Origin of the sequence: Paenibacillus sp. FSL H3-0321, assembly GCF_038002865.1 — a bacterium.
Lineage (GTDB): Bacteria > Bacillota > Bacilli > Paenibacillales > Paenibacillaceae > Paenibacillus_AQ.
Genome location: NZ_JBBODH010000001.1, coordinates 7403820 through 7430169, shown reverse-complemented (window position 1 = coordinate 7430169; position 26350 = coordinate 7403820). Strand labels below are relative to the sequence as shown.

Here is a 26350-nt window from a genome sequence, read left to right as displayed (position 1 = left end):
ACATAAGAGGAACTCTTGGTTAAATCAAGCTGAAACGGAAGGATAATTTATAGCGTGAAGCATATAAATTATTATATTTACAAAAAGGCAGTCCGGAGAGAACCTCCCGGACTGCCTTTTTGTCATGCCCCGCGACTCACTTGGAGAGACGGGAATAACCGCTTACGAAATTTCGTCATTCTTGAAGGCTACGCCTTCCACTTTGACATTAACCTCAACAATATGAAGCCCTGTCATGCTCTCCACTGCTTCGCGCACATTCTGCTGAAGCATCCGGCATACCTCGTGGATCGGAGTTTCATAGAGAACAATAATACGCAAATCAACTGCGGCTTCAAGCTGTCCCACTTCAACGGTAACACCCTTTTGCACGTTTTTACCGCTCAGACGCTTAGCCCAGCCTTCTGACAAGCCGCCTGACATGGCCGCAATTCCCGGAGTCTCCAAGGCAGCCAAGCCGGCAATTTTCGAGACGACATCATTTGATATCCGTATGTTTCCCATTTCCAATTGAAGTTGTTCCGCCATGCCATATCCCCCCTACACTCATTATCAATTATTGTAATTCGAAAACAGGCTAAAAAGCAAATGACTTTCTATCATGCCCGTTTACACACTGGATCAATTTGGTTATATTGAATTATGAATTCAACCTACATATACAAGACTGGAGTGTGCCACACTTGAAAAAATGGATTTCACCTTCGCTAATGGTCATTACTTTCCTACTTAGCGCAATTGGTCACTATGCAGATTGGGACCACACCCTTCAGTTCGTGGTATCTGCCATCGCTGTCATTTTTGTGGCAGGCTTCCTCGGAAGGGCCACAGAAAGCGTAGCCCACTACGCCGGTCAGCGGCTCGGAGGTTTTCTTAACGCAACCTTCGGCAATGCGGCCGAACTGATCATCGCCTTCTTCCTGGTCAAGGAAGGGCTGTATGACATGGTTAAAGCCTCTCTCACCGGTTCGATCATCGGTAATCTGCTGCTCGTTCTCGGGCTCAGCATCTTTGCCGGCGGCATGAAATTCAAGGTTCAGAATTTCAATGTCACGTTGGCCGGACTGAACGGTTCCTTGATGATCGTGGCCGTCATTGCCTTGTTTGTTCCCGCCATGTTCTTCAACACCCACTCCATCACGGAGAAGGACACCGATGTGCTAAGTCTTGTTGTCGCAGGGCTGCTTATCGCTGCGTATATCGCCTGGCTGGTCTTCTCCATGATAACACACAAGAAATACTTGGAGGATGTCACTGTGGACGGCGACGAAGAGCTGCCGAACGAGCACGCGCCCGCCTGGTCGAAGAACAAATCCATTCTTTATCTTGTACTGGCTACAGTGATGGTCGCTTTCGTCAGTGAATGGCTGGTCGGGACGCTAGAGACGTTAACCGAACGTTTCGGGTTCAGTGAGCTGTTCGTCGGTGCATTCCTTGTGGCGATTATCGGTAACGCCGCGGAGCACAGTGCCGCAATCATGCTGGCGATGAAGAACAAGATCGGCGCCGCCGTGGAGATCGCCGTCGGCAGCAGCCTGCAGATTGCCTTGTTCGTAGCCCCCGTTCTGATCTTTGCCAGCTACTTTATGGGCGATACGATGGATATTGTGTTCACCATCATCGAGATCGTTGCCATCGCCGTCTCAGTGTTTATCGCTAAATCGATCATACAGGACGGTGCAACCAACTGGTATGAAGGACTTCTGCTGCTCGTTGTTTATATGATTCTAGGTGTCTCTTTCTACCTGGTATAAGGTTGACGCCCCCCAGAAGCTGCTACACTTCATACGAAACAAAAAACGCACATGAGCGGCCCGGCGGTCCTCATGTGCGTTTTTATAAATGGTTAGAGACTTGGCTTACAGCTCGCGCTCTTCCGCCTTCTTATTCAGAGCCTCGTATAGCACGGCCAAATTGCGTTCCAGCTCGCTCAGCACAAGCTTGCCCGTTTGCTCAGGCACCAGTCCCGCTCTGACCGCAAAATCGACCTCTTTGGAGAAGCCGTACATCTGGGTATCCAGCACTTCCTCATAGAGAGGGCAGTAACGTGTCGCCAGATTCTCCATCTGCACTTCGATGAGCTTCTGAATTTTATCGGCATCTTCTTGTAGAAGAGTAATCGCTTTAAGATTAAGCTGTTCCTGCAAATCCGATGAAGTCATGCATTTTCCCCCCCATGTCTAAAAGTTACAGCTGCAAATGCTATTTAATTTAATATTAGTCGAAATCCGAACCCAATACAAGAATTCAGTTTTTAATATATATAAAAACGTCCCACCGCAAGGGCAGGACGTCTTCGGAAATAGTAGATTACTCCGCAACAACTGTAAAATTCAAACCGTGTTTGGCAAAAACTTCACTCATTGCTTTTTTCGCTTCTTCGGCATCTGTGCCATGAACATGAAGCTCGTAGCTTTGGCTGGAGACCAGAGTAGTGAACAACCCAAGAATACTCTTAACATCAATATACTTGTTGTCCGCTTGAAGAACGATAGAAGAGTTGAACTGGCTTGCCGTTTGGGCAATATCCACGATTGCCGCATTGTTACTGGACATAGGAATCCCTCCGCAACTTGATTATGGAACAAAGACTTTTCTAATCAATTCCATGATACATTGAATCCGCTTACTCGCGCAAGGTGTTTTCTTTTTATTACATCTTATTTCAGGTTTTCGGGGTTCAGACCTTGAAGTTCCGGAATAACGAAGATACCATCCTTGCGGATCAGCACATCATCAAAATAGATTTCTCCGCCGCCGTATTCCGGACGCTGAATCAGCACCAGATCCCAGTGAATGGACGAGCGGTTGCCATTATCAGTCACATCATAAGCCTGGCCCGGGGTAAAATGCAAGCTGCCGGCGATTTTTTCATCGAACAGAATGTCCTTCATAGGATGCAGAATGTAGGGGTTGAAGCCAATGGCAAATTCACCGATATGGCGTGCGCCGTCGTCGGAATCCAGAATTTCGTTCAAGCGAACCGTATCATTGCTGGACGCTTCGACTATTTTGCCGTTCTCGAATTTGAATTTCACATTTTCAAAAGTCACGCCGTTATAAAGTGTCGCAGCGTTGTAGCTGATCGTGCCGTTGACGGAATCACGAACAGGAGCACTGTAAACCTCGCCGTCGGGAATGTTTTTTTGGCCGGAGCATTTCTCGGCGCCGATGCCCTTAATGGAGAATGTGAGCTCTGTTCCCGGTCCCGCGATACGAACCTTATCAGTTGCACGCATCAGCTCGGCAAGCGCATCCTGTGCTTTGTCCATTTTGGCATAATCCAGGTTACACACCTCGAAGTAGAAGTCTTCGAATGCTTCCGTAGTCGTATTTGCCAGTTGGGCCATACTCGCATTCGGATAGCGCAGAACCACCCATTTGGTGTGCTTCACGCGTTGTTCACTATGTACCGGGTGGGAATACAGGGAGTTGTACAGCTTCATGTTCTCTTCCGGCACATCAGCCAGATCATTGACATTCTCTCCTGCACGGATACCGATATAACAATCCATTTGCTTCATCCGGTTCAGATCAATCTCCGCCCAGGTCTGCAGACTCTCACGGGTAGCATATTGAAGCATGCTGCGCAGAACAGTCCGGTCCGTCAGCTGCACGAATGCGTTACCTCCGGCTTTGCCGACTTCCTCCACAACAGCTTTAATCAGATCTCTTTCGCTGCCGATCATTTCAACGAGCACGTTCTCGCCCGGCTGCACATTTACGGAATACCCTACAAGGTTTGCCGCAAGCTTCTGAATTCTTGGATCCTTCATTCTTCTCTCTTCCTTCCTCATCACTAAAAATAAACATACTATTCTATTGTAGCACGCCCGCAAAAGAGCGCAAGATCTCATGGTCAGTTAGCTCTGCTTCACCGGAACCCATAAAAATCAACTTTGGTGATGTAAGTTTCTTCGGCGTCACTTCCGGCGGCAGTTGGATATTTTACCTTACGGGTCCAGGTCAGCCGCTTGGGCAGATTGCGCTTCACATCCACCTTCAGATAATACACCGATGAAATTTCGGCTTGCTCGAGCCTCTGCCGCAGCTCCTCGTCCTTCTGCTCCCATAATGCCATCATTGCCTCATTGACCTGCTTAGGCTTGCCTGCGGCCTCCTGTGGCTTGCTGTCACCGGACGGACGGATCAGCAGCATCTCTCTCTCCAGTTCGGCAGACAGCTGTTTCCTTGCCTCTCCTGGGGTCAGCTCGATCCGAAGTTCTTTGGTCCCTCTGGCGGCTCCTGCCCGCTTCGTTACCTTTTTCTCATTGCCCTCCAGTTCTTCCAGCTGAAGCAGCGGATTGAGCGCAGGAAGCGGATTACCTGCATTGGCTGCTGGAGCACCGGTCAGCATCGTCCATTCCCCGTCTTTTTTCTCCAATTGCGTGTAGTATGCCTCGGGAGTTTGTCTCTGTTCAAGCTTTTTCAGACCAGCTTTAGCTGCTGCCTTGGTCTTCCCATTCTCATCCGGCAGCAAAGTATACAGACTTACCTTGTTGTGATCTGCAACCTTCCCACCATAATAGAGCGCCGATTCCTGAGCCGGCTTCCCTCCCAGCAGTAATGCAGCGGCACCTTCAAAGGATACCCCGTCTGTACCGTCCATCCCGGCCAGAACAAGACTCAGTTCCTGGTCAGCCGGCTTATCCGAAATGCCCCCACAGCCGCTGCATAGCAGACAATATAAAGATAGAACTACGGCAAGGATCGCCTCGCGCCGCCATAAATGTAATTTCATCGTGTTCAAGCCTTTCCCGGTCAAGTGTAGTTGCTCCTACAAATTCACCCGGAGGCGGAGCCGAGGCCAAGTAGAAATACCCGGGTGAACAATTATTAATAGGTTCCCCCTGCTGCCCGGGCTTATACTTTGATATATATCTCAAAAAAAAGAATCCCCGCCGTCAGGCCAGAGGATTCTTTGCCGTACTATCCACTTTCTTGGTATCAATGACAACCTGATTGCGGCCGTTGTTCTTCGCTTCGTAAAGTGCCATATCGGCCCTGTAGAACAGTGACTCCACACTCACCCGTTCATCTGTCCAGCTCCATTCCGCGATGCCGCAGGATACGGTAACACGAGGTTCGGTCTCACCCATTACCCGCTTGCGGATCCGTTCGGCTACATAAAAAGCCTGCTGCACCCCCAGCTGCGGCAAATAGACCGCCAGCTCCTCCCCGCCCCATCTGGCAGCAATATCGCCTTGGCGGATGGAGGACTTCACAATTTCGCTCACCTGCTTCAGAATTTTATCGCCTTTCTGATGGCCGTAGGTATCGTTGACCGTCTTAAACTGATCAATATCAACGACAATCAAAGAGCCGCAGAAATCCGTTGTCTGCCTCTCCTTGATCTCCTCATCCAGGTAATGACGGGCATAAAGTCCGGTGAGACTGTCACGGTTGGCCAGGAACCGTACCTCAGCATGAAGCCGGGCGTTGCCTACCGCAAGCCCGATGTGACCCGCCATCGCCTGCAGCAGCCTGAAGCTGTCATAAGAGAAGAAGTATGGTTCCCGGTGAGCAAGCATAATAGCACCGCGTACTTCCCCGCCTACATTAAGGGGAGTAGCAATCAGCGACTGCGAGCAAGTTGCGTCCATGAGCTTCGAAGAGGGTCCCGGCGTATTTAAATAATCCGACAAAATGATCGGCTCGCCTGTAGTGTAGACATTGCCTCCCAGCCCTTGTCCTACTTCTATAAGTTCATTGCGCAGCGGAAGATGATTGCAGGCAATCGCCTCCAGCCCGCCTTTCTCTTCATTCATATGCAGAATGCAGCAATAATCGGCAGCAAACATCTCCAGCAGCTCTTCAAAGGCATACTGAAAAATATCGCCCAACCGCAGGCTTTGGTTCAAACGCTGTGTCATTTCATTGCTCATACGCAATTCACGAATAAGCTGGTTGGAGCGTTCATACAGCTTGGCATTCTCAAACGCTGTCCCGGCCGTATCGGCAACCATCGAGAGGAAACGCAGGTCAACCTCCGAAAAAACGGGCTTATCCATAATCATATGGAAGACACCGTACACGCCTTGCTTCCCTCCGAGCGGGAGGCCGACCTCCACATGCTGACTGTCCTCGCGCCCGGCATGCAGCGCTACCCGGCCGTCCTTGAAGGCACGCGCGCAGACATCATCACTATCCCAAAGCAGTGGAAGCGGCTTTACCTGCGGATGCGTGCTGCGGTGGTCCTGTGACATAAACAGCTCCAGACGGGCACCCGGATACATCGCAGCAATGCTCTCAATGACCTCGGTTAGAACGGCGTCGACATCAATGTTGTCGTGCATCCGCTGGACAATTTGAAACAGGAGCGAACGGCGGATGCTTTCCCGTTCGGCATGCTGGTACACTCCCGCTAGATCTGATACAAAAACATGCTCAAACCTGCGGTAAAAACAGGTCTGGAAATGCATGGCCATTGCTTCAGCCGTATTCTTTCCGCCCTGCTCATACTCGACGGCTGTCATGGAGCAGGCAAGCAGAGCGAAGATTTCCCGTTGAGCTCGGGTAAACACCGGCAAGGTCAAGAGGTACACAGCTTGTCCGTTCTTCTGTTCCGGGGCAGCACTGGCCTCTCCAGAAAGCAGGCTTAGTCCTGCAGCTTCCGCCCATTGCGCATCCCAGCCCTCCTCTCGGATACTGCCGGCACCTGAGTCTAAAGGTTCAATCCATTTCCCTTCAAAATCCAGCAGACCCCAGTCCCATGATTCCGCGAAGGGAGGGACAGCCAGTCCACGCCAGTCCGCGAAGCTTTCCGCAATCAAATTGGCTGCATACGGGAAATCATAGGATACAATATCCGTTTCCCTGAGCCATGCGGCGGGATCTATCACATCTCCGCTTGACTGCATAGTGTCCTGCAACAGCATACGAGTGTCTTTGCGGCCGTATGCTTCCTGAACTGACATAAGCGGATCCCCTTTGCGTCTCATATTATTAATCTTCCGATAACATCTAATTAGCTATATTTTACTCTCTTTTTTCCTGTATTGCATTATATTTTCCTGATTTGAGGGATTTTTTTTAGGACCAAAGAACTAACGACAAAGATAGACAAAATCTCCTTAAAGATGCACTTGACTTTAACTGTTGTTTTCATATAATATTTATTGTTGAACAAGACTGTAACAAGTCTTAATTGGGCGTAACGTTGTGTCACCCTCTACGCATTTCGTTACTGCCAGGGCAGCGGCTGAACTTCCCTGGCAGTGTGAAACCATTTGACGCTTTCACGGATACGGATTGCGGCGCAAATAGGCCCTACAATGAAATTTCAAATATAAAGGAGTCTACTATAACATGGCACGTTACACCGGACCTAAATTCAAACTCAGCCGCCGTCTGGGCATTTCCCTTAGCGGTACAGGCAAAGACCTGAAACGCCCTTTCCCACCAGGACAGCATGGCGCTAACCAACGCAGAAAAGTAAGTAACTACGGAATGCAGCTTTTGGAAAAACAAAAACTGCGCCACATGTACGGCTTGGGCGAAAAGCAGTTTAAAACTCTTTTCACTAAAGCACAAAAGATCCAAGGTATCGCGGGCGAAAACTTCATGTTCCTGCTCGAAAGCCGCTTGGACAATCTGGTTTACCGTCTTGGTTTCGCTAACTCCCGTGCAGGCGCACGTCAGTTGGTATCCCACGGACACGTAACCGTTAACGGCAAAAAAGTCGACATCGCTTCTTACCGTGTAAGCGTGGGCGACGTTATCGGACTTCGCGAAAGAAGCCGCGCTATGACTTCTATCAAAGAAGCTTTGGAAAACCGCTCCCACCTTCCAGCTTACCTGGAATATGCTGACGGATCTTTCGAAGGCAAATACATCCGTTTGCCAGAACGCGCTGAGCTTTCCCAAGACATCGATGAGAAACAAATCGTCGAGTTCTACAACCGTTAAGATTTCGCTAACAGCGAATGCAAAGCAAAGCCTCCGGAGAATTCCGGAGGCTTTTTTGTATACTTGTTCTTGTGCCAGGCGAGATAATTCTATTTAACAAGTCTTTTCCATTCCTTCTGAATTAGCTTCTGTGGTAAATTCAGGATAACTACTGAATCGGAGGAACCTGAATGCATCTAATAAAAGATAATTTAGTCATTCGTGAAGCAACTGCCGACGATGCGCAAATATTGTGCAACTGGTGGAACGATGGAATGATCATGGCCCATGCCGGATATCCTGAAGGTCTCGGTACTACAGTCCAAGAGACTCTGGATATGCTTCAGACTGCTGCCGGCTGCAACCATCGCCTGATCCTGGAAATCGATGGTATGCCCATTGGGGAAATGAACTTTAGAATATTTGCCGGGCACTGTGCAGAGATTGGCATTAAAATCTGCAACTTCAACCACCATAATCAAGGACTTGGGAGTGCGTTTCTTACTATGCTTATCAGCTCCCTGTTTAAGCAGATGGAGATTCAAAAAATCATTCTGGATACCAACCTCAAGAACTACAGGGCACAGCATGTCTATGAGAAGCTCGGCTTTCGCAAAGTTGCGGTTCATCATGACTCTTGGAGAAATCAGCTCGGGGAGCTGCAATCTTCAGTTGACTACGAGTTAACTAAAGAGAATTATGTAATAAAAGCTTCGGCAGATTAGGCTGCATTATGCAAAATAAACCCTAAGCTAATGTTAATTTGGCAAACTTCCGCTTGCCTACCTGGACAATGTCGCCCTCCTGCGGCTGGATTTCTCCGTTCGGATCCTCCTGCTTCACCCCGTTCAGCTTCACTGAGCCCTGCTGGATCGAACGTTTAGCTTCGCCATTGGAGCCTGCAAAACCAAGCAGCGTTAACAGCGTGACCAGCTTGATTGTGCCGCTCAACAACTCTTTAGACGGTATGCCGATTGTCTCAATATCCTCCGGGAGCGCACGCTGCTGGAACACCGTAATGAAGTGCTGCTGCGCGGCCTCCGCGGCTGCTTTTCCATGGTACATTCGTACTAATGTATATGAAAGACGCATTTTGACATCCCGCGGATGGGCCGTCCCGTCGGCCAGACCCGCTTTCAGGGCAGCGAGCTCCTGATTGCTGATATCTGTAGCCATTTCGTAGTATTTCAGCATCACCTCGTCCGGCACGGACATCGCCTTGCCATAGATTTCATTAGCCTCTTCATCAATGCCGATGTAATTCCCGAGACTCTTGCTCATCTTCTGCACACCGTCGATTCCTTCCAGCAGCGGCATCAGTATAACAGCTTGCGGTTCCAGACCATATTCCTTCTGCAGTGTACGGCCCATCAGCACATTGAACTTCTGGTCCGTGCCTCCAATCTCCACGTCGGTCTTAAGAGCAACGGAATCCATCCCTTGCATCAGCGGGTAGAAAAATTCATGAATGCTGATGGCCTGGCCGCCCTGGAAGCGTTTGGAGAAATCGTCGCGTTCCATCATCCGGGCCACAGTTACTTTTGCCGCCAGATTTACAACATCCGAGAAGGACATCGGGCTGAGCCATTCCGAGTTGCAGAAGATCTTTGTTTTCTCCGGGTCAAGAATCTTATAAATCTGCTTCTTGTAGGTCTCGGCATTGCGCTGCACATCTTCTTCGCTAAGCTGCCTCCGTGTCTCGGATTTGCCCGTAGGATCCCCGATACGTCCGGTGAAATCTCCGATAACCAGCTGCACTTGATGCCCGAGTTCCTGGAACTGGCGCAGCTTATGAATCACAATGGTGTGTCCCACGTGAATATCCGGCGCCGACGGATCAAGACCCAGTTTGATGTTTAGCGGAATACCCGCAGCTACGGATTTGATCACTTTGCGCTTCATTTCCCCCTCTGGCACTATTTCCACGGCACCGCGCGTAATTACTTCCATCTGACGCTCGACTTCCTGCTGTTGGCTGATTGAAAGCTCTTCCCATGTCATTTCATTATCCTCCCAGTTTTTCATCACTAATCATTCCAAAGAACGCAAAAAGAGCCTCTCATTCATCCCAAGGGACGAGTAAGAGGCTCGCGGTACCACCCTAATTAAAGATTTGCCGTGCCGGAGCACAAGCATTCTCTTTCACTTCATTGCCATAACGGGCTTGCACCCGGTCCAGGACTACTGAACAAGCGAAATGCGCTTGTAGTTCCTCCGGACAGCTCCAGACTGTAATTCAAAGGGGCCTGCTGCCGGTTCGCACCACCCACCGGCTCTCTGAAACACATGGCTTTCCTTCTACTGATGTCTTTCCACGCTTTTCGAATATCCAATTGAGTAAACTTATACCATAGGACCTTTTAAAAAGTCAACACCTCATGAATTCGACTTTCAGGCAGAAGCGCATTCAAATACGCCAAATTGTGCTATAATAGTTCCGTTAAAAGGAGGATTATCGTCGATGGTTGAGGAGAACAAAAAGAAGACCGTAAAACAGCATCCACCCCGAAGATCCTGGCTCCGCAGGTTCGGTTCAGTCGTAAAGTGGATGTTTATACTCGGCATACTAGGCACTCTGTTTGCTGGTGGTGCCTTGGCAGGCTACATAACTTCCATTGTGAAAGATGATCCTGTGCGCACCGAGGAATTGATTCAGCAGCAAGTCAGCTTGAACGCCGTCACCGGGTTTGCCTATTTCCGGGATGGGCAACCGATCGGTCAGCTTCGAACCGAAGAAGACCGCAGGCTAATTGAATTCAACGATATTCCACAGCTTGTGATTGATGCCGTCCTCGCTATAGAGGACAATAACTTCTATGCCCATAAAGGAGTGGATTTCAGCAGTACCCTTCGTGCCGTCAAGCAGAAGCTGCTCAACGAATCGGTCCAGACCGGGGGCAGTACGCTTACCCAGCAGCTCGCAAGACGTGTATTTCTGAATCTGGACCGTACGGAAGACCGCAAAGTGAAGGAAATCCTGCTCTCCCTGCGGCTTGAACGTTTCTTATCCAAACAGGAAATTATTACGGCATATCTTAATAAGGTACCCTTTGGGAACGGCTCCAACGGTTATAATGTGTTCGGTATCAAAGCCGCATCCAAGGGCATCTTCGGTGTGGAGGACCTTGAGAAGCTGAATGTTGCGCAAGCTGCCTATTTGGCCGGTCTGCCCCAGCTTCCTTCCAAGTATTCCGCATTTAACGGGGTGGGTGAATTCAACGAGACGGCCTTTAACAGAGCCATGGAGCGCCAGCAGCTCGTACTGCGGCGGATGCTGGAGGAGAATAAAATCACTTCCTCCCAGTATGATGAAGCGCGCCTCTTTGACATCAAAGGCTCTCTGGCACCGCATTCTAAGAAGGCCTATGCTACATTCCCTTACTTGATGCTGGAAACCGAACGCAAGGCGGCAGAGATCCTACTGTCGATCAACGAAGACAAGAAAAAAGCGAAAGATACCACGAGTTCGGCAGAAGACACAGTGCTTCTGGAGGAAGCCCGTCAGAAGCTAATGACCGGCGGATACCGTGTATACACTACGATTGACAAAAAAGTATACAGCGCTATGCACAGCATCTCCGAGAACAGTGATAATTTCACAAAAAACAGCAAAGCCAGAGGCAAGGAACAGACAGCCGGGATGATGATTGAGAACAAAACCGGAGCCATCCTGGGGATGATCGAAGGCCGGGACTTCAACATTGAACAGATGAACTATGCTACGCAGATGGTCCGTCAGCCCGGCTCGACCATGAAGCCGATTGCTGCTTATCTGCCTGCACTTGATGCAGGTCTGATCCAGCCTGCCGGCATCCTCGACGATGCTCCAATCATATTGAAGGATGGTTCCAAGGGATTCCACATCCCCAAGAATGCCAACAACCGTTATCAGGGTCTGGTTACCGCCCGCTATGCGCTTAACAAGTCTTTGAACATTCCTGCGCTCAAGCTGTTTAATGAGAAGGTTGGCATCGAAGACTCCTGGGCTTTTTCCAAGAAGCTGGGGATTACGACCATCCAGGATGAAGACTACAGTGCAAAAACCGGCGTAATCGGCGGTCTGCGTTATGGTGTATCCGTCGAGGAACTGACCAATGCCTACTCCTCCATCGCGAACAATGGCGCTTTTACCGATGCCTATATGATCGAGAAGATCGTCGATTCGGAAGGAAAAGTCGTTTACCAGCATAAGGTCAATCCGGAGCAGGTCTACTCCAAACAGACGGCATACCTCATGACGGATATGCTGCGCACAGTCATTACCGACGGAACTGCCAGCACTGTCAGAAAGAATTATAAACACTTCAAGGACGTACCGATTGTCGGCAAGACTGGTTCTACCCAGAATTACGGCGATGTGTGGTTTATGGGCTATTCACCGGATGTCACTCTCGGAATGTGGGTTGGCTATAAGGAGCAGATCAATACGCTCCAGGGAGATGCCCAGAAACGGCAGGCCCAGACGTTATGGACCAAGGTCATGAATGCTGTTATTGACAAGCGGCCTGAGCTGTTCGTAACGAAAGAGTTCAGTAAGCCTGACGGCATCGTCAAAAAGACGGTTTCGGCGTACAGCGGCAAGCTGCCTACCTCTTTAACCGACAAGTTTACTACAGACATGTTCAATGCCAAGTATGTACCGACTGAAAGTGATGACGGTATATCCAAAGCCAAATACATCACATACAAAGGCGTGAATTATATTCCGCTGGAAGGAACCCCTGAGGATTTCCTGAAGGAGAAGATCGTGGTGAAACGCGAGAAGCCGATTCAGGATCTGGTCAAGGAGCTGCTCGCTGCTTTCCCTGCAATGAAAGAGCATAAGGATTTGTCATATTATATGCCGGCTGATGCCAAAACCGATTTCCCGACCGAGGTGGATCCGCGTGTCGACGACGGTACAGCTCCTGCTGCTCCAGGCGAAGTAAGCGTGTCTTACAACAGCGGCAAAGCCGTAATCAGCTTTACGCCTAGCAGCTCATCAGACGTTGTAGGCTACCGGCTGTACCGTTCCATGAACGGAGGCCCATTCAAGAAACAGCTTGTACTGTCAGCTGGTGAAGGCACCGCTTTCTCATCAGGCACACCTTCCAGTGTGAATGCCACCTTCTACGTGGCTGCCGTTGATGTGGCCGATCATGAGTCAGCTTCCGGCAGTGTAGCCGGAGGTGCTACCCCGACTCCCGAAGCGACGCCTGCTCCGACAGAACTGCCGGGGACAGAACCAACGCCGGAAGGGGAGATTATACCGGGTGCCACCGAAGATCCCGGTATGATCATCGTTCCGCCAGTGAACGGAACGGAGACACCTCCTGACAGCGGAAGTGGAAGTAACGCTGCCGGAGGAAATGCTACCGGCAACGGGCAATAACCGCTATAGCGGATTGCCTGAGGCAATCCACACAGAACAGCAAAAACACCGTTTCCGCAGATTCGCAGGAAACGGTGTTTTTGTGTTATGCTGCCGGCATGGCTTAGTCCTCAATGGTCGACAAATCCCCTTCAGGCAGATGCAGCTCCCAGGCTTTCAGCACCCGGCGCATAATTTTGCCGGAGCGTGTCTTGGGCAGCTTATCTTTGAATTCGATCTCCCGGGGCGCTGCATGAGCAGATAAACCGGCTTTGACAAAAGCGGCGATCTCTTCTTTAAGCTCCGTGGTCGGATAATAACCTTCCCGCAAGGAAATAAACGCCTTGATGATCTCTCCCCGCAGCACATCAGGTTTGCCGATGACTCCAGCCTCGGCTACCGCCGGATGCTCTACCAGCTTGCTCTCCACCTCAAATGGACCAATCCGTTCACCAGAGGAATTGATTACATCATCTATCCGGCCCTGGAACCAAAAATAACCATCCTCATCCATGTAGGCTGAGTCACCCGAGATATACCATCCGGGAATCCGGAAATACTCGTCGTATTTGGCCTTATTGTTCCAAATGGCGCCCATCATGGACGGCCAAGGGGTTCGAATCGCAAGATTCCCCATGGAATAAGGCGGCAGTACATTGCCCCGGTCGTCCAATATCGCTGCTTCAATGCCCGGCAGCGGACGTCCCATGGAACCCGGCTTAATATCCATCCGCGGGTAATTGCAGATTAACTGCGCACCTGTCTCTGTCATCCACCACGTATCATGAATGCGCTGATGATAGAATTTGTCACCCCAGCGGACAACTTCCGGATTTAACGGCTCCCCTACGGACAGCACATGGCGCAGGCTGCTTAGGTCGATGCCCTCCAGGCTAGCCTCCCCTGCTCCCATCAGCATGCGGAAAGCGGTAGGTGCACTGTACCATACAGTAACGGCGAACCGCTCAATCGTCTTGTACCAGTCCTGCGGGCTGAAACGCCCGCCCCGCACCACATTGGTTACTCCGTTCAGCCAAGGGGCAAAGATGCCATAAGAAGTGCCGGTGACCCAGCCTGGATCAGCCGTACACCAATAGACATCGTCAGGCTGCAGGTCCAGTACGATTTTGCCGCTATAATAGTGTTGGATCATTGCTCGTTGTACATGATAGACACCTTTGGGTTTACCTGTGGAACCCGAGGTGTAATGCATAATCAGCCCGTCATCCAAACTGAGCCACTCGGGCTCAAGTTCAGCTGAAGCTGCCACCATCTCTTGTTCAAAGCCCAATACCCCCTGCTCCACATCGGTTGCACCGCCGACAACAATAATATGGCGCAGTTCCGGCAGCTCACTCTGCTTCACCCGGTGTAGGAGCTCCGGTGTAGTCACCAGCGCCACTGCGCCGCTGTCCTCGAGCCGGTCCTTAACCGCCGTTTCCATAAATGCCTCGAATAGCGGACCAGCCACTGCTCCGATCTTAAGAATACCCAGCAGACTGAAATACAGCTCCGGCTTCCGCGGCATAAAAATAAACACGCGGTCTCCTTTGCCAATGCCGTGCTTGCGCAGAACGTTGCCGAACCGGTTGGAGCGTTCCTGCAAATCGGAGAAGGTATATCTTTCCTCTCTCGACGAATCGCTGTAAAGTAAGGCGGTTGACGCCCCACGGCCTTCCTGCACATGACGGTCCACGGCTTCATGGGCTATATTCACCTTGCCGGTACTATACCAGGAGAAGTCCCTCTCTACATCCTCCCACCGGAATTCGCTGACTGCCTGGGAATAATCCGCCATATTTGCGTTTTGCACGGTGCCCGGCAAAATTTCGCTGTGGACTTGCCCCATTACTCTTGCCTCCCTTACTAGTTTGATTTAAGCTTTAAGGGCGAGATTGATTTCCATGAAAATCCTGTCAATGTATTAAATGTGAAGTTTTTATGTCGGAATTAGTATATCACAGCAAGCGGTTACATTCCATATTTTAGTTAAGCGAAGGGAGCCCATTCATGGAGCACCGCAAAATCCGCGTTTCCCATACCTTTGTATATAACAGCAAGAATATTACAGTCAGTGGACCTTTATCTCCAGGCCTGCTGGAGGGCCTGCATATGCATCCTGATCTGGATGCCTTCCGTAAACCAAGCGAACAGCTGGAAGCACTCATAGACATCGCAGGCCTGCCTGAGGGGCGGGTGATCGCCGCTGTCGAAGACCAAACTGTTATAGGCTATGTAACCTTTCACTATCCGGATGAAATGGAGCTTTGGTCACAGGGGGGAATGATGGATCTCATTGAGCTGGGGGCTGTAGAGGTGGCTAACGGGTATAGAGGGAGCGGGCTTGGCAAGCTGTTGATTTCCACCGCCTTTGAGCGGGAGCAGTTGGAGAACTGCATCGTATACACCACGGAATATTACTGGCACTGGGACCTGAAAGGCAGCGGGCTTGATGTATGGGCCTACCGGAAAATGATGGAGAAGCTGATGAAAACCGTAGATATGGTATGGTATGCTACGGATGATCCGGAAATCTGCTCTCATCCGGCCAACTGCCTTATGGTCCGTATCGGACGGGAAGTTCCGATGTCGTCTCAGGAAACCTTTGACAGAGTGCGCTTCAGACAGCGCTTTATGTATTAGGATAACCTGCTCTGCCCGATCACATTGCCTTCAGCATATATTCAAGTATGGCATGGGAACGCTCGGAAGCCTCTACTGTGAATTCGTGATAATTGACATTCGCCGACCCGTCAGCCTTATCTGACATTGAACGTAGGATGACAAAGGGGATTTCATTCATGAAGCACACCTGTGCAACAGCAGCCCCTTCCATCTCGGCGCAGGCGCCGTTCAGCTCCAGCCGCAGCTTGGCAACCAACTCTGCACTGGCTATAAATTGATCACCGGACAACACAACTCCGGTCATGGATTGCTGCTTAAGGTCATGACAGGCTTGTTCAGCAAGCTGCACCAGTGTTTGATCTGCCGGAAAGGCGGAAATCTCCTGATAAGGAATAACCCCTCTGGGGTATCCCAATGCAGATACATCCATATCATGCTGAATACACTGCGAAGAAATCACGATATCACCGATGTTCAGTCCAGGATGAACTGCACCTGCTACTCCTGTGAACAATACCCGCGAGACGCCGAAGCTGTCCAGCAGAATTTGCGTCGTGACCGCAGCGTTGACTTTGCCTACCCCTGATTTGCACAAAACAGCCGACTTGCCAAACACCGTCCCTGTGTAGTACTTTATACCTGCCTTAACCGTTGTCACCCTATTGTCCATACTCTCCAGCAGCAGTTTAATTTCTTCATCCATGGCTCCGATTAATCCGAACACTTCACTCATCGGTACTCCTCCTGATCATTAATTATATGTATACAGCATAAAAAGCCCCAAAAGGAGCTTTTTATGATCTTATATGCTACTTGTAAGCCAGTATTATTTGTTCACATGATTGACGGACAAGCGGAGAATCGTTTCATGCGGCAGAATGACGCGCGGATTCTCAACGGTTTCCTTCTTCATCAGCTTCGTGAGCAGTCTCATAGCTACCGCTCCCAAGTCATACATTGGCTGGGCTACAGTCGTCAATAGAGGGCGAACCATCGAAGCCATGCGGATGTTATCCACACTGATGATCGAGAAATCATCCGGCACCTTAAGGCCTTCATCCTGGATGCTGTGAATGGCGCCAATTGCCATTTCATCTGTTGCGGCAAAGATCGCAGTTGGTTTCTTCTTAAGGCCCAGGAAGTACTTCATGGCTTCGACACCGGATTCGTACCGGTAATTACCGATTCGCACGAGATCCTCCTGATACTCAATACCTGCAGCTTCCAGTGCTTTCTTGTAGCCATGGAAACGTGCATAACCGTTTGCAGGATCCTGCAGCGTTCCGCTGATCATTGCAATCTCACGATGACCGTGGCGGATAAGTGTGTTGACAGCGTCAAATGCAGCATTCTCATGATCGATATCAACCGAAGGATAGGTTCCCTTCTCATCACGCGTTGCGCAAAGAACAATCGGTACGGCAGAAGTCTGGAAGGCTTGGATATGTTCTTCCGTCACTGTTCCGCCCATGAAGAGCAGCCCGTCCACTTGTTTCTCAAGCAGGGTGTTGATGACCCGGATTTCCTTCTCTTTGCGCTTGTCTGCGTTACACAGAATAATATTGTAATGATACATATTGGCGATATCTTCAATCCCGCGTGCAATTTCAGCAAAAATCGAGTTTGAGATATCGGGGATGACAACCCCAACAGTTGTCGTTTTCTTGCTGGCGAGTCCTCTCGCCACGGCATTTGGACGATAGCCCAAACGCTCAATCGCTTCAAAAACCTTCTTCCGAGTCTGCGGTTTCACATTGGGGTTATTATTCACAACCCGTGATACCGTAGCCATAGATACGCCTGCTTCTCGAGCTACATCGTAAATGGTTACCGTCAAATTACTCTCTCCATTGCGATAAATTTTATCGTTCGACTAATTAAAATTATGATACGACACTTTGTACAATTGTGCAATGATAACGCTTCATTTTCCTTTCAAAATTCTTTCAAAGGCTGAACACATCATCCTGACGCGGGCTGTATTCACTAATGCTTCAATATAGCTCTCCACTCGCAAAACTGAAATATCAGCAGCCAGGGAAGGGGTGGAAATCAGCAATAGTTCTCATCCGCGCTGCCACAATTCAACTAACCTAGTACTATCGTAACAAAAAGCGCGTGAAAAATCCAACATTCGTGAAAAATTTTCAATGATTTTGCAGAAAAAACTTTTCATTTAGCGCTTTTTGTACATTGTAACGTCAATTGTGACAGTCTTTGAGCCGTTTCTTCCATCCATTTCAGGTCAGCCAGATCCCCTGCAACGCGATAGACATCAAGTAACAGATCAATACGGCTTTGAATAGCTGAGCGAATGCTCTCTTCCAGCTCTGAGATACCGCCGTGGAAAAAGCCCGAGGAGAAAGTTTCCTTCAGCACATTGGCCCATTCATTTCTGTCAGCAAGAGAAAGATGGAGTTTGGCTGGATGCTCCCCCATCTCACCGATCAGTTCGCCCAGATCCCGTTTGATAAAGGGCAAGGGTTCGTAACGGGCACATACTCCGCAGGTGTAGACCGGAACATGGGTAATCTTTATCTTACCGCTATAAATCAATGTATGCATATGTATAGTCATAACTCCGCCGCAGCCGCATGTCTTCTTTACCAGATTGTCTTTTTTCATCTCCCACACCTCAGGAATAATATTGAAACAACACGAGAGTCCGCCTTTTCAATAGCTATATTCGACCTCTCTCTCCATAATCCCTGCTGATTTGCATATAAAGATTTATTTGGCAATTAACCCAGTGTTTTCAATCCCGTAAGATGACTTCATATTTCAAATTTGATAGAATGTACAGGACAAGAATCATAATCCTGAAAGGAGCTGCTGAACATGAGACTGGCCGGTAAAAAGGTCATCGCACTTGTAGACGATGAATTCGAAGATTTGGAGCTCTGGTATCCCGTATACCGGGTAAGAGAAGAAGGAGCCGAAGTGCATCTGGCAGGCCTAACGAAGGACAAGACTTATGTCGGCAAATACGGGGTTCCCGCCACAGCTGAATATTCCTGGGATGAGCTCAGCGCAGCCGATTACGACGGCATTCTGGTACCGGGAGGCTGGGCGCCCGATAAGATCCGCCGTTACAGCGCCGTACTAAAGCTGGTACAGGATTTCAATGAAGCCAAGAAGCCGATCGGCCAAATCTGCCATGCAGGCTGGGTGCTGATTTCAGCCAAAATCCTGGAAGGCGTAACCGTTACTTCTACGCCCGGCATCCGTGATGACATGGAAAATGCCGGAGCCATCTGGAAGGACGAGCCCGTGGTTACTGACGGGCATATTATCTCCGCCCGCCGGCCGCCGGATCTGCCGCCTTACGGCAAAGCCTTCTGCGATGCTCTAGCCGGAGAATAAGCTGAAAGCAATCTTCTCACAAAGATAATTAAGCCCTGCCTCTCAACTTACCGAGGTGCAGGGCTTGTTGCCGCGTTAAGGCAGCTATTTGCGGATGGAGAGGGATACCGTTTCCTTCAGCGGATTCGGGTAGCCGTTCAATGTGAATGTCAACGGCTGAGGAAGCTTTGCTTTGCCTAAAGCATAATAATACAATGTTGGCGGTAAGGCCGCCTTGTCTGATGACTCCTTGCGCGCCGGAATACTGATATCGGACATAATGGTGGAGTACACCTGGCCTGAGGCATCCTTAAACTCATCGTTTAACAGAAGAATTATTGAATCAGAAAATCTGGTCTTTGGTGACGGTGAATAATATTCCAGAATCATGGTGGAACCTTCTGCAGTACTGTTTACGGAGACCTTCAAATTTTTATCGGGTGCTTTAATAATCTGCTGCTTCTCTGTGTCGATAATCAATTCCGTTGCATCCTTGGCCAGCGCATGAATTCCGTCAATCTGCAGTCTGAGCGGCTGCTTGGAATTGTTATCATTTGCAAATACCAGACTCTTCTTGCCTTCTACAACTAGTGTACGGAATGAACTTAGACTCATAAATTGATCTTCACTGCCTAATAACATTCTGGGATTAAGCAGTGCGAAAATCCGCTTTGAATTCTGCGGATTATACTCCTCTTCCACATAAATACCGGTTGTTGAAATGTATACCTCATTGACATCGACCTCTTGTCCTGCAATGGTCAGAGTACGGTCTACATGGATGAGTTCTCCTGTTTTAGCCATTTTATCGTGATCAAGGGTGACCGGTACGGACAGTTGTGCCAGAGGCTTTACTCCACTTGAAGTAGCTGTCTGTGTCTTCTCACCAAGATTCAGTTCCAATGTGATCTGATCAGGCAGTGACCTGAAATCGCCGCCCCACTGCAATACCTCATAACCGAGGGTAATACCTGGCTGCACATCTTTAGGAGACCACCCGTTAGGATAGTTCACGGCTGAATATCCTTCACCCGCAAACTGCAGACGGTTCACCTGCGACTTACGGCTCGTATTGTTTTGCAGCGAATACAATATGAGGATTCCCTTGCGGTCGGCGGCGATCCCATCCACCGTTAGCACGTACCCATTCTGCTGTGCCGAAGCACCGCTGATGCGCTGTACTAATCCCGCATCGATTGCCGACGATACCGTAATATTGCTGCTTGCCACTTTACGGTATGCCTCAAATGCATTGCTGCTCTGGGCTGATACCAGCGGACTCTGGGCATTTTGCGGCTCTGACTGCTTACCGATCCAAGGGAAGGCAAACAACATCACAATTGCCAATACCGCCGCTATACCGATCGAATACCGCTTGCCTGCAGATATACGGTAACTTCGGGGTCCAGACATCCCGCTGCGTATCGCCGCATTCAATTTGATCTCCGATATCGCCTCTACCTGCCCAGACAACCCGCCAAAATATTCCTTCAGCAAATTCTCCTCGCTACCGGCCATGTACAAGTCCCCCTTTCATTTGGTCACGCAGCTGCTTTAAGCCCTTATTCAGCCAGGTCTTGACCGTCCCCTCCGGCTTGCCGAGGACTTCCGCAATCTCTGTAAGTGTCATATCACGGTAATATTTCAGCACAAGCACCTGACGGTATTTCAATTTCACACTGTCAAGGGCCTGTTCCATGTCCAGCTTGCGGTCACTGGTCATTTCCATCACTCCAGTACTGCCTGCATTCGCAGGCTCTACGGAAACTAACCGTTTTCTCCGCTTCAGTTCATCGTTGCAGCAGTTGATCAGAATTCGTGTCACCCAAGGTGCAAACCGTTCCGGATCTTTGAGACTTTTCCGTTTGCTCCACGCCCGGTACGTAGCTTCCTGCAGCATTTCGAGTGCATCTGACTCACTGCGGAAGTAACTGAAAGCGATCCCGTATAGTATTTTCTTTTGCTCTGATACGAGCCGGATAAAAGCCTGTCCACTCTCATCACCAAACTGGACCCGTTCAGCCTCCATTAGATTTTCCATTCTCCGCTTGCTTTGCCTCCCTCATACAGCAGCCTCAAAAAGCGCCTTTTTATACTTTCATCTATACTGACTCTCCCAAGGGAAAAACGGTTTTGCTTTTTTTATAAATGGCTGTTCAAGACCAGTAACGCAAAAAGCCCGGCGCGTTCGCCGGACCCTTCACTTCTTCGAATATTATTCTGATTCCCTAAGACTAGGATGTCTTCTCTTTCGGATCTTCACCCGCACTCAGCGATAGGCCGCTCCGTCCTGCAAATGCGCTTAGCATCTCTTCTGTCTGCAAACTGGTACGGTGCCGGAAACATGCTTTGGCCATCTCACTGGCTTCCGACGCGAGTGTGTTCAGTGTACGGTGCTTCACCCGGAGCAGCGCCTGCGGCGACATACTCAGCTCGCTGATTCCCAGCTCCAGCCAGAGCGGCAGAGACCGTTCATCGGCAGCCATTTCACCACAAATACTCACGCCGATGCCTACTTGCCGCGCAGCTTCCACTGTCATGCGAATCATGCGCAATACCGCTGGATGATAAGGGTGATACATATGGGCGATCTGTTCATTCATCCGGTCAACAGCCAGCACATATTGCACCAGATCATTTGTCCCAATGCTGAAAAAGTCCACTTCTTCCGCCAGCAGATCCGCGATCATAACGGCAGCCGGAACTTCAATCATAATGCCTACCGGTACATTGCGGTTATACGGAATGCCTTGCTCGTCCAGCTCTGCCTTGACCTCGTTCAGCACCGCTTTGGCAGCTTGTACTTCTTCTACGGAAGAAATCATCGGGAACATCATCTTCACATTGCCGTAGTGGCTGGCACGCAGGATCGCAGTCAGCTGTGTTTTGAACATATCTTTGCGGTCGAGACTGATCCGGATGGCGCGGTAGCCCAGGAATGGGTTCTGCTCGTCAGGAAGCTGGAAATAATCCAGATGCTTGTCTCCCCCGATATCCAAGGTACGGATTACAACGGTGTTGCTGCCAACCTTTTCGGCGACAAGCTTATAGACCTCAAACTGCTCTTCTTCTGTCGGGAAGGAATGGCGGTCCATGTACAAAAATTCCGTACGGAACAAACCAACGCCCTCCGCTCCGTACTTCAGGGCCATATCCAGCTCTTTGACCGAGCTGATATTACCGGCCAGCCGCAGAGATACACCGTCTTTGGTAATGGCCTCCACTGTAGCAAGCAGCTCCAGCTGTTCTCTCTTACGCTGCTGCTTATCGCGTCTCGCTGCGTAGTCTCTTACCGTTAGCTCATCCGGATGAAGCTGCAGAATCCCGGTTTCACCGTCGAGCACCAGCAGATCTCCGGTCTGAATCGGATTGGGCAGTTTGTTCTCCAAGCCAGCCACCAGCGGAATACCAAGCGCCCGGGCCATTATGGAGGAATGGGAAGTTTTGCCGCCCATCATGGTGACAATTCCCAGCACATAGACCGGATTCAAATGAACCAACTGAGAGGGAGATAACTCCTTCGCCACCAGTATATAGGGCTGTGTATCAGACGGCAGAGTTACCTCGGGTGCACCCAGCAAATGCTTTAGCAGACGGTTGCCGACATCCTTGATATCAACTGCCCGCTCTTTCATATATTCATCGTCCAGCAGATCAAACATCGCTACAAAATGGTCAATGGCTTCCTTGACCGCCACTTCAGCCGCCTTGTATTGGCGTTCGATAATGCCACGGATTTCACTCATGAACACGGGATCATCCAGAATTGCCAGATGGGCGTCAAAAATACTCGATTCCTCCGGCCCCACGACTTCCCTGAATTCTCTTTTGATAAACTCAATTTCATCTTTCGAGGTGCGGATTCCTTCGTATAAACGCTCAAATTCCTTGGCCAGATCCACCGGATTTACCTGCGTATCCGGCAGGCTCCATTCCCAGTTCGGCAAGACAAAGGCCTTCCCGATGGCAACACCTGCTGCAGCGCCTATGCCTTGTATCATGCTTCAATCCCTCCAACATTGCTTTCATGTAATACCACGGACATTACGGACGATTGCCCCTTTTTCACAGTTTTAAATGGAGCATAGCTCCAGGATTTCACACGGTCAGGGTTGGTAATCACCATCGGTGTAGCAAGCGAAGCCGCATGTTCACGCAAAAAGGTAAGATCGAATCTCACCAGCAACTGGCCCGGCTCCACACTGTCCCCTTCCTGCACAAGCGCCTCAAACGGCCCCTTAAGCTGTGAAGTGTCGATCCCGATATGCATAAGCACTTCCAGCCCTTCGGGCGTTGAGATGCCCACTGCGTGCATTGTAGGGTACACGTGCATCACCTTGCCAAACACGGGTGAGACCAGCTCCCCTTTATCCGGGAAAAAGGCCACCCCGTCCCCAACCAGCTTCGCGGCAAAAATATGGTCCGGCACTTCCTCAATCGGCATCATTCGGCCCTGCATTGGAGAACTGAACAGCACCTGCGGCAGATCACGAAGCATCAGCTTGTCAATCTCCTCACGGATTAGCTCTGAGTAGGTGCCGAATACCACCTGCACGTTCCCGCCGCCCAGCTTTATAATTCCGGCCGAGCCCAATCCCTTGAGCGCCCCGGTATCAATGAATCGGTCATTATGCACAGTTAATCTTAAACGGGTGATGCAAGCCTGAACTTGTACGATGTTCTCTTTGCCCCCCAGCGCCTCCAGAATGAGCGGAGCCTGATACGGGATATTCCCTGCCCAGTCGCCCAGTTCAGAGCCTTCCTCACGCCCCGGCGTCGGAATCTGGAAACGGCGGATCGCCCAGCGGAACACGTTATAATAGACAATCCCATAACCGATCCCGATCGGGATCAGCAGCCAGGCGCGCTGCGACAGGTGCAGGTTCAGGATGAAGTCAATTACCCCTGCCGAATAAGAGAAGCCATGATGGATGCCAAGCGAATAGGTCAGCACCATCGCAAGACCGGACATGACTACGTGCAGCGCGAATAAATATGGCGAAGCGAACAGGAAAGCGAACTCAATTTGCTCCGACACACCGGTCAAAAAGCAGACCATTGCGGCACGCAAAAAAGTTTTGCGGATCTTCGGCTTCAAATCCTCCCGCGCTTCCTGAATAATAGCTAAGGCGATCGCCGGCAGTGCAAACATCATGATCGGAAAAAGTCCGGCCATAAAGATGCCCGCAGTAGGATCTCCCGCAAAAAACCGCGGCAAATCCCCCTGGACGACCGCGCTGCCGTCAGGAGTAGCATAGCTGCCCAGCTGAAACCAGAACACATTATTTAGAATATGATGGAGGCCAAAGGCCGTAAGCACCCTGTAAAGCACCCCGTAGACAAACACGCCATATCCGCCGGTCGCCTGTATATCCCGGAAAAGCACGTCCAGTCCTTGCTGAAGCAGCGGAGAAACGCCGAGCATCACCCAAGCGAATAAGGCCGAGAACAGGCCCATGAACAGCAGAACAAACCGTGAACCTCCGAAGAATTGTATGGCTTCTGGAAGCTTGATATTTTTAAACCGGTTATGCGCCACTCCGGCGACAATCCCGAGTATGATTCCGATTAATGTAGCAGGCTGAATATCCCCGTTCCCCATATGGGTAACAATCCGGTCATAAGTAAACATTCCAGCCAGTGCAGCCAGCCCAGCCGGTCCGGCTTGATTAGACAACCCCCACGCTACGCCGACAGCAAACAAATAAGGCATGAAATAAAATATTCCCTGCCCCGCATATGTAGTCACTTCGGATACCGAAGAAAGTCCCCATGCAGACCACGGTAAGCTGCCCAGACTAAGCAGGATGGCGGCCGCCGGAAGCACCATGGTAGGAAGCATTATGGCTCTGCCCAACTGCTGCAATGATCCGAGCCAATTCAAGGTGACCCTCTCCTTTCATTCTATATTGAATGGTACGCGCTGCGACTGCTTTTGTCAAAAGAATGCGGCAAGAATTAGGATACCACGGTTCCCGTGATTATGGGAAACTTTATTCGAGAAATGAAAAGGTTGAATCTGGTGCAAAGAAACTCCAAATGCTGTACAATGATCGTCCGCATGCCTATATTATAAGTAACCTGGTTTGCGGCTTGCCATTATCTCCATCTAGTGTATTTAATACAGCAGATTAGCCTTTTGAGAGCTCCTATGAGCAATCTAATGCACTTCATGCAGCAGATTTCCGTAATCTATTCAAAATCGTCCAATCCTTGATATTCTGCTGTACAAAGTGCAATAGAATCGCTTTCCAGCAATTTCACAGCGATTTCTGCTGTACAAAATACAATCATTTCGTGTTGAGGTTATATTGTTCGCATCTGCTAAGACCGCTTACCAAATCTGGTCCGGATGTATCGGTTTCAATTCATAATACCGAATCCCTCTTCCACCCTCAATCGGATGAAGCAACCCTTTGGTACTTAATGCAGATAACAGCCTCCGGGCCGTACGATAATTAATCTGGAAATAGTCGCACACATCCTTGGGGCGGAGCGGTTTAGCGATACGCCAGGCCAGGCGCAGCACTTCTTTCTCTTCGGACAAAATATCTGCGGCTAGCGTCTTTCTGGCTAAATACGGCGCAAGCACCAGCTGCAGGAGCATCCGGCATACTTCAGGACGTTGCTGAACATCGTCGAAGGAAAAGTGGAGCATCCTCCAGCCCATCCCGGTGAGGAAACTATCGCGGTTCAAGGAATAGCTGAACTTCTCGCGGTCCATGTCTTTGACATGACTTTGAAAGCCGTCGCATTCGATCCCGAACCGGCCCCCATTTTGCGGCAGAAAGGCGAAGTCCAGAAACTGCGATTTGCGGTTCCAATCGTAAACTTCATATTCCGGATGCAAATGCTCAAGCGATTCAAACAGCGGCCACCACACATTCTGCAAAAACAGCCGCTCCGCATAATTGTGACCTCTGACCAGCCTCCCCTTACGCTCCCCACTTCTCTCTGTCGTATGCTGCTCGATGAATAAACGATGTGCTTCCTCAAACTCCATCTGATCCCCTCCCGTAAATAAAAAAAGAACGCCCATCTCCCGCAAAATAATCACGGCTAAATGGACGTTCTTCGTCTAATTCCAGTATAGCAACACAGCCTGGCTATTTCTAGATGGAATAGGATCAGAGCAGCAAAACTTGC

22 protein-coding genes and 1 other annotated feature are annotated in these 26350 nt (G+C 49.9%); of the genes, 6 read left to right on the top strand and 16 right to left on the bottom strand.

Annotation, left to right across the window (positions count from 1 at the left end; all coding sequences use genetic code 11):
- Positions 1 to 162: 162 nt before the first annotated feature.
- Positions 163 to 528 (bottom strand): Asp23/Gls24 family envelope stress response protein, encoded by a 366-nt coding sequence (locus MHI45_RS32835; RefSeq protein ID WP_019911482.1) that lies wholly within the window; start codon positions 526 to 528, stop codon positions 163 to 165.
- 155 nt (positions 529 to 683) lie between these two features.
- Between MHI45_RS32835 and cax the strand changes: the two genes are divergently transcribed.
- Positions 684 to 1754, top strand: coding sequence for a calcium/proton exchanger (gene cax / locus MHI45_RS32830; RefSeq protein WP_076112038.1), 1071 nt, complete (start codon positions 684 to 686; stop codon positions 1752 to 1754).
- 105 nt (positions 1755 to 1859) lie between these two features.
- Here cax and MHI45_RS32825 read toward each other — a convergent pair whose 3' ends face one another.
- From MHI45_RS32825 to MHI45_RS32805, 5 genes are all read right to left on the bottom strand, one after another.
- Complete coding sequence (locus tag MHI45_RS32825) at positions 1860 to 2162, bottom strand: YlaN family protein (RefSeq protein ID WP_038590492.1); 303 nt, start codon at positions 2160 to 2162, stop codon at positions 1860 to 1862.
- A 148-nt stretch (positions 2163 to 2310) separates the two neighbouring features.
- On the bottom strand, positions 2311 to 2556 hold the full coding sequence (locus MHI45_RS32820) for an HPr family phosphocarrier protein (protein WP_038590490.1): 246 nt from the start codon (positions 2554 to 2556) through the stop codon (positions 2311 to 2313).
- A 104-nt stretch (positions 2557 to 2660) separates the two neighbouring features.
- Positions 2661 to 3776, bottom strand: a complete 1116-nt coding sequence (locus MHI45_RS32815) for an aminopeptidase (protein ID WP_038590487.1) — start codon at positions 3774 to 3776, stop codon at positions 2661 to 2663.
- Positions 3777 to 3874: 98 nt separating this feature from the next.
- Positions 3875 to 4765, bottom strand: coding sequence for a hypothetical protein (locus tag MHI45_RS32810; protein ID WP_076112040.1), 891 nt, complete (start codon positions 4763 to 4765; stop codon positions 3875 to 3877).
- 139 nt (positions 4766 to 4904) lie between these two features.
- Entirely contained in the window at positions 4905 to 6917 is a 2013-nt protein-coding gene (locus MHI45_RS32805; RefSeq protein ID WP_076112042.1) for a sensor domain-containing diguanylate cyclase, read from the bottom strand.
- A 391-nt stretch (positions 6918 to 7308) separates the two neighbouring features.
- Between MHI45_RS32805 and rpsD the strand changes: the two genes are divergently transcribed.
- Both rpsD and MHI45_RS32795 read left to right on the top strand, forming a co-directional pair.
- Positions 7309 to 7908 carry a 30S ribosomal protein S4 gene (rpsD, locus tag MHI45_RS32800; RefSeq protein ID WP_038590482.1) on the top strand — a complete coding sequence of 200 codons (600 nt, stop codon included), beginning with the start codon at positions 7309 to 7311 and terminating at the stop codon, positions 7906 to 7908.
- A gap of 170 nt (positions 7909 to 8078) precedes the next feature.
- Positions 8079 to 8612 (top strand): GNAT family N-acetyltransferase, encoded by a 534-nt coding sequence (locus MHI45_RS32795; protein ID WP_076112044.1) that lies wholly within the window; start codon positions 8079 to 8081, stop codon positions 8610 to 8612.
- Positions 8613 to 8634: 22 nt separating this feature from the next.
- On the opposite strand, the gene tyrS is transcribed toward MHI45_RS32795, so the two are convergent.
- Positions 8635 to 9888: a tyrosine--tRNA ligase gene (tyrS, locus tag MHI45_RS32790; RefSeq protein ID WP_076112045.1), complete on the bottom strand. Its 1254-nt coding sequence runs from the start codon at positions 9886 to 9888 to the stop codon at positions 8635 to 8637.
- Positions 9889 to 9955: 67 nt separating this feature from the next.
- Positions 9956 to 10211: a binding site (T-box leader), on the bottom strand.
- Positions 10212 to 10348: 137 nt separating this feature from the next.
- Between tyrS and MHI45_RS32785 the strand changes: the two genes are divergently transcribed.
- On the top strand, positions 10349 to 13258 hold the full coding sequence (locus MHI45_RS32785) for a transglycosylase domain-containing protein (protein WP_083675735.1): 2910 nt from the start codon (positions 10349 to 10351) through the stop codon (positions 13256 to 13258).
- A 103-nt stretch (positions 13259 to 13361) separates the two neighbouring features.
- Here the strand turns inward: MHI45_RS32785 and acsA are convergent, their stop codons facing one another.
- Positions 13362 to 15086: an acetate--CoA ligase gene (acsA, locus tag MHI45_RS32780; protein WP_076112046.1), complete on the bottom strand. Its 1725-nt coding sequence runs from the start codon at positions 15084 to 15086 to the stop codon at positions 13362 to 13364.
- A 161-nt stretch (positions 15087 to 15247) separates the two neighbouring features.
- On the opposite strand from acsA, the gene MHI45_RS32775 reads away from it, so the two are divergent.
- Complete coding sequence (locus tag MHI45_RS32775) at positions 15248 to 15880, top strand: GNAT family N-acetyltransferase (protein WP_076112048.1); 633 nt, start codon at positions 15248 to 15250, stop codon at positions 15878 to 15880.
- A 19-nt stretch (positions 15881 to 15899) separates the two neighbouring features.
- Here the strand turns inward: MHI45_RS32775 and MHI45_RS32770 are convergent, their stop codons facing one another.
- The 3 genes from MHI45_RS32770 to MHI45_RS32760 all read right to left on the bottom strand — a co-directional run bounded on the left by MHI45_RS32770 (position 15900) and on the right by MHI45_RS32760 (position 18487).
- Complete coding sequence (locus tag MHI45_RS32770; RefSeq protein WP_076112050.1) at positions 15900 to 16595, bottom strand: 5'-methylthioadenosine/adenosylhomocysteine nucleosidase; 696 nt, start codon at positions 16593 to 16595, stop codon at positions 15900 to 15902.
- 93 nt (positions 16596 to 16688) lie between these two features.
- Positions 16689 to 17699 (bottom strand): catabolite control protein A, encoded by a 1011-nt coding sequence (gene ccpA, locus MHI45_RS32765; protein WP_038590464.1) that lies wholly within the window; start codon positions 17697 to 17699, stop codon positions 16689 to 16691.
- A gap of 335 nt (positions 17700 to 18034) precedes the next feature.
- Entirely contained in the window at positions 18035 to 18487 is a 453-nt protein-coding gene (locus MHI45_RS32760; RefSeq protein WP_076112052.1) for a hypothetical protein, read from the bottom strand.
- A 213-nt stretch (positions 18488 to 18700) separates the two neighbouring features.
- Between MHI45_RS32760 and MHI45_RS32755 the strand changes: the two genes are divergently transcribed.
- Positions 18701 to 19225, top strand: coding sequence for a type 1 glutamine amidotransferase domain-containing protein (locus MHI45_RS32755; RefSeq protein WP_038590459.1), 525 nt, complete (start codon positions 18701 to 18703; stop codon positions 19223 to 19225).
- Between the two features lie 84 nt (positions 19226 to 19309).
- Here MHI45_RS32755 and MHI45_RS32750 read toward each other — a convergent pair whose 3' ends face one another.
- The 5 genes from MHI45_RS32750 to MHI45_RS32730 form a co-directional block, all read right to left on the bottom strand.
- Positions 19310 to 20722: a DUF4179 domain-containing protein gene (locus MHI45_RS32750; RefSeq protein WP_076112053.1), complete on the bottom strand. Its 1413-nt coding sequence runs from the start codon at positions 20720 to 20722 to the stop codon at positions 19310 to 19312.
- Positions 20712 to 21245 (bottom strand): sigma-70 family RNA polymerase sigma factor, encoded by a 534-nt coding sequence (locus tag MHI45_RS32745; RefSeq protein WP_076112055.1) that lies wholly within the window; start codon positions 21243 to 21245, stop codon positions 20712 to 20714. Before MHI45_RS32745 ends, MHI45_RS32750 begins: the two co-directional genes overlap by 11 nt.
- Before the next feature lie 193 nt (positions 21246 to 21438).
- Positions 21439 to 23205, bottom strand: a complete 1767-nt coding sequence (gene ptsP, locus MHI45_RS32740) for a phosphoenolpyruvate--protein phosphotransferase (RefSeq protein ID WP_076112057.1) — start codon at positions 23203 to 23205, stop codon at positions 21439 to 21441.
- Positions 23202 to 25088: a glucose PTS transporter subunit IIA gene (locus MHI45_RS32735; protein ID WP_076112059.1), complete on the bottom strand. Its 1887-nt coding sequence runs from the start codon at positions 25086 to 25088 to the stop codon at positions 23202 to 23204. Before MHI45_RS32735 ends, ptsP begins: the two co-directional genes overlap by 4 nt.
- Positions 25089 to 25538: 450 nt before the next feature.
- Complete coding sequence (locus MHI45_RS32730) at positions 25539 to 26207, bottom strand: hypothetical protein (RefSeq protein WP_076112061.1); 669 nt, start codon at positions 26205 to 26207, stop codon at positions 25539 to 25541.
- Between the last annotated feature and the right edge of the window lie 143 nt (positions 26208 to 26350).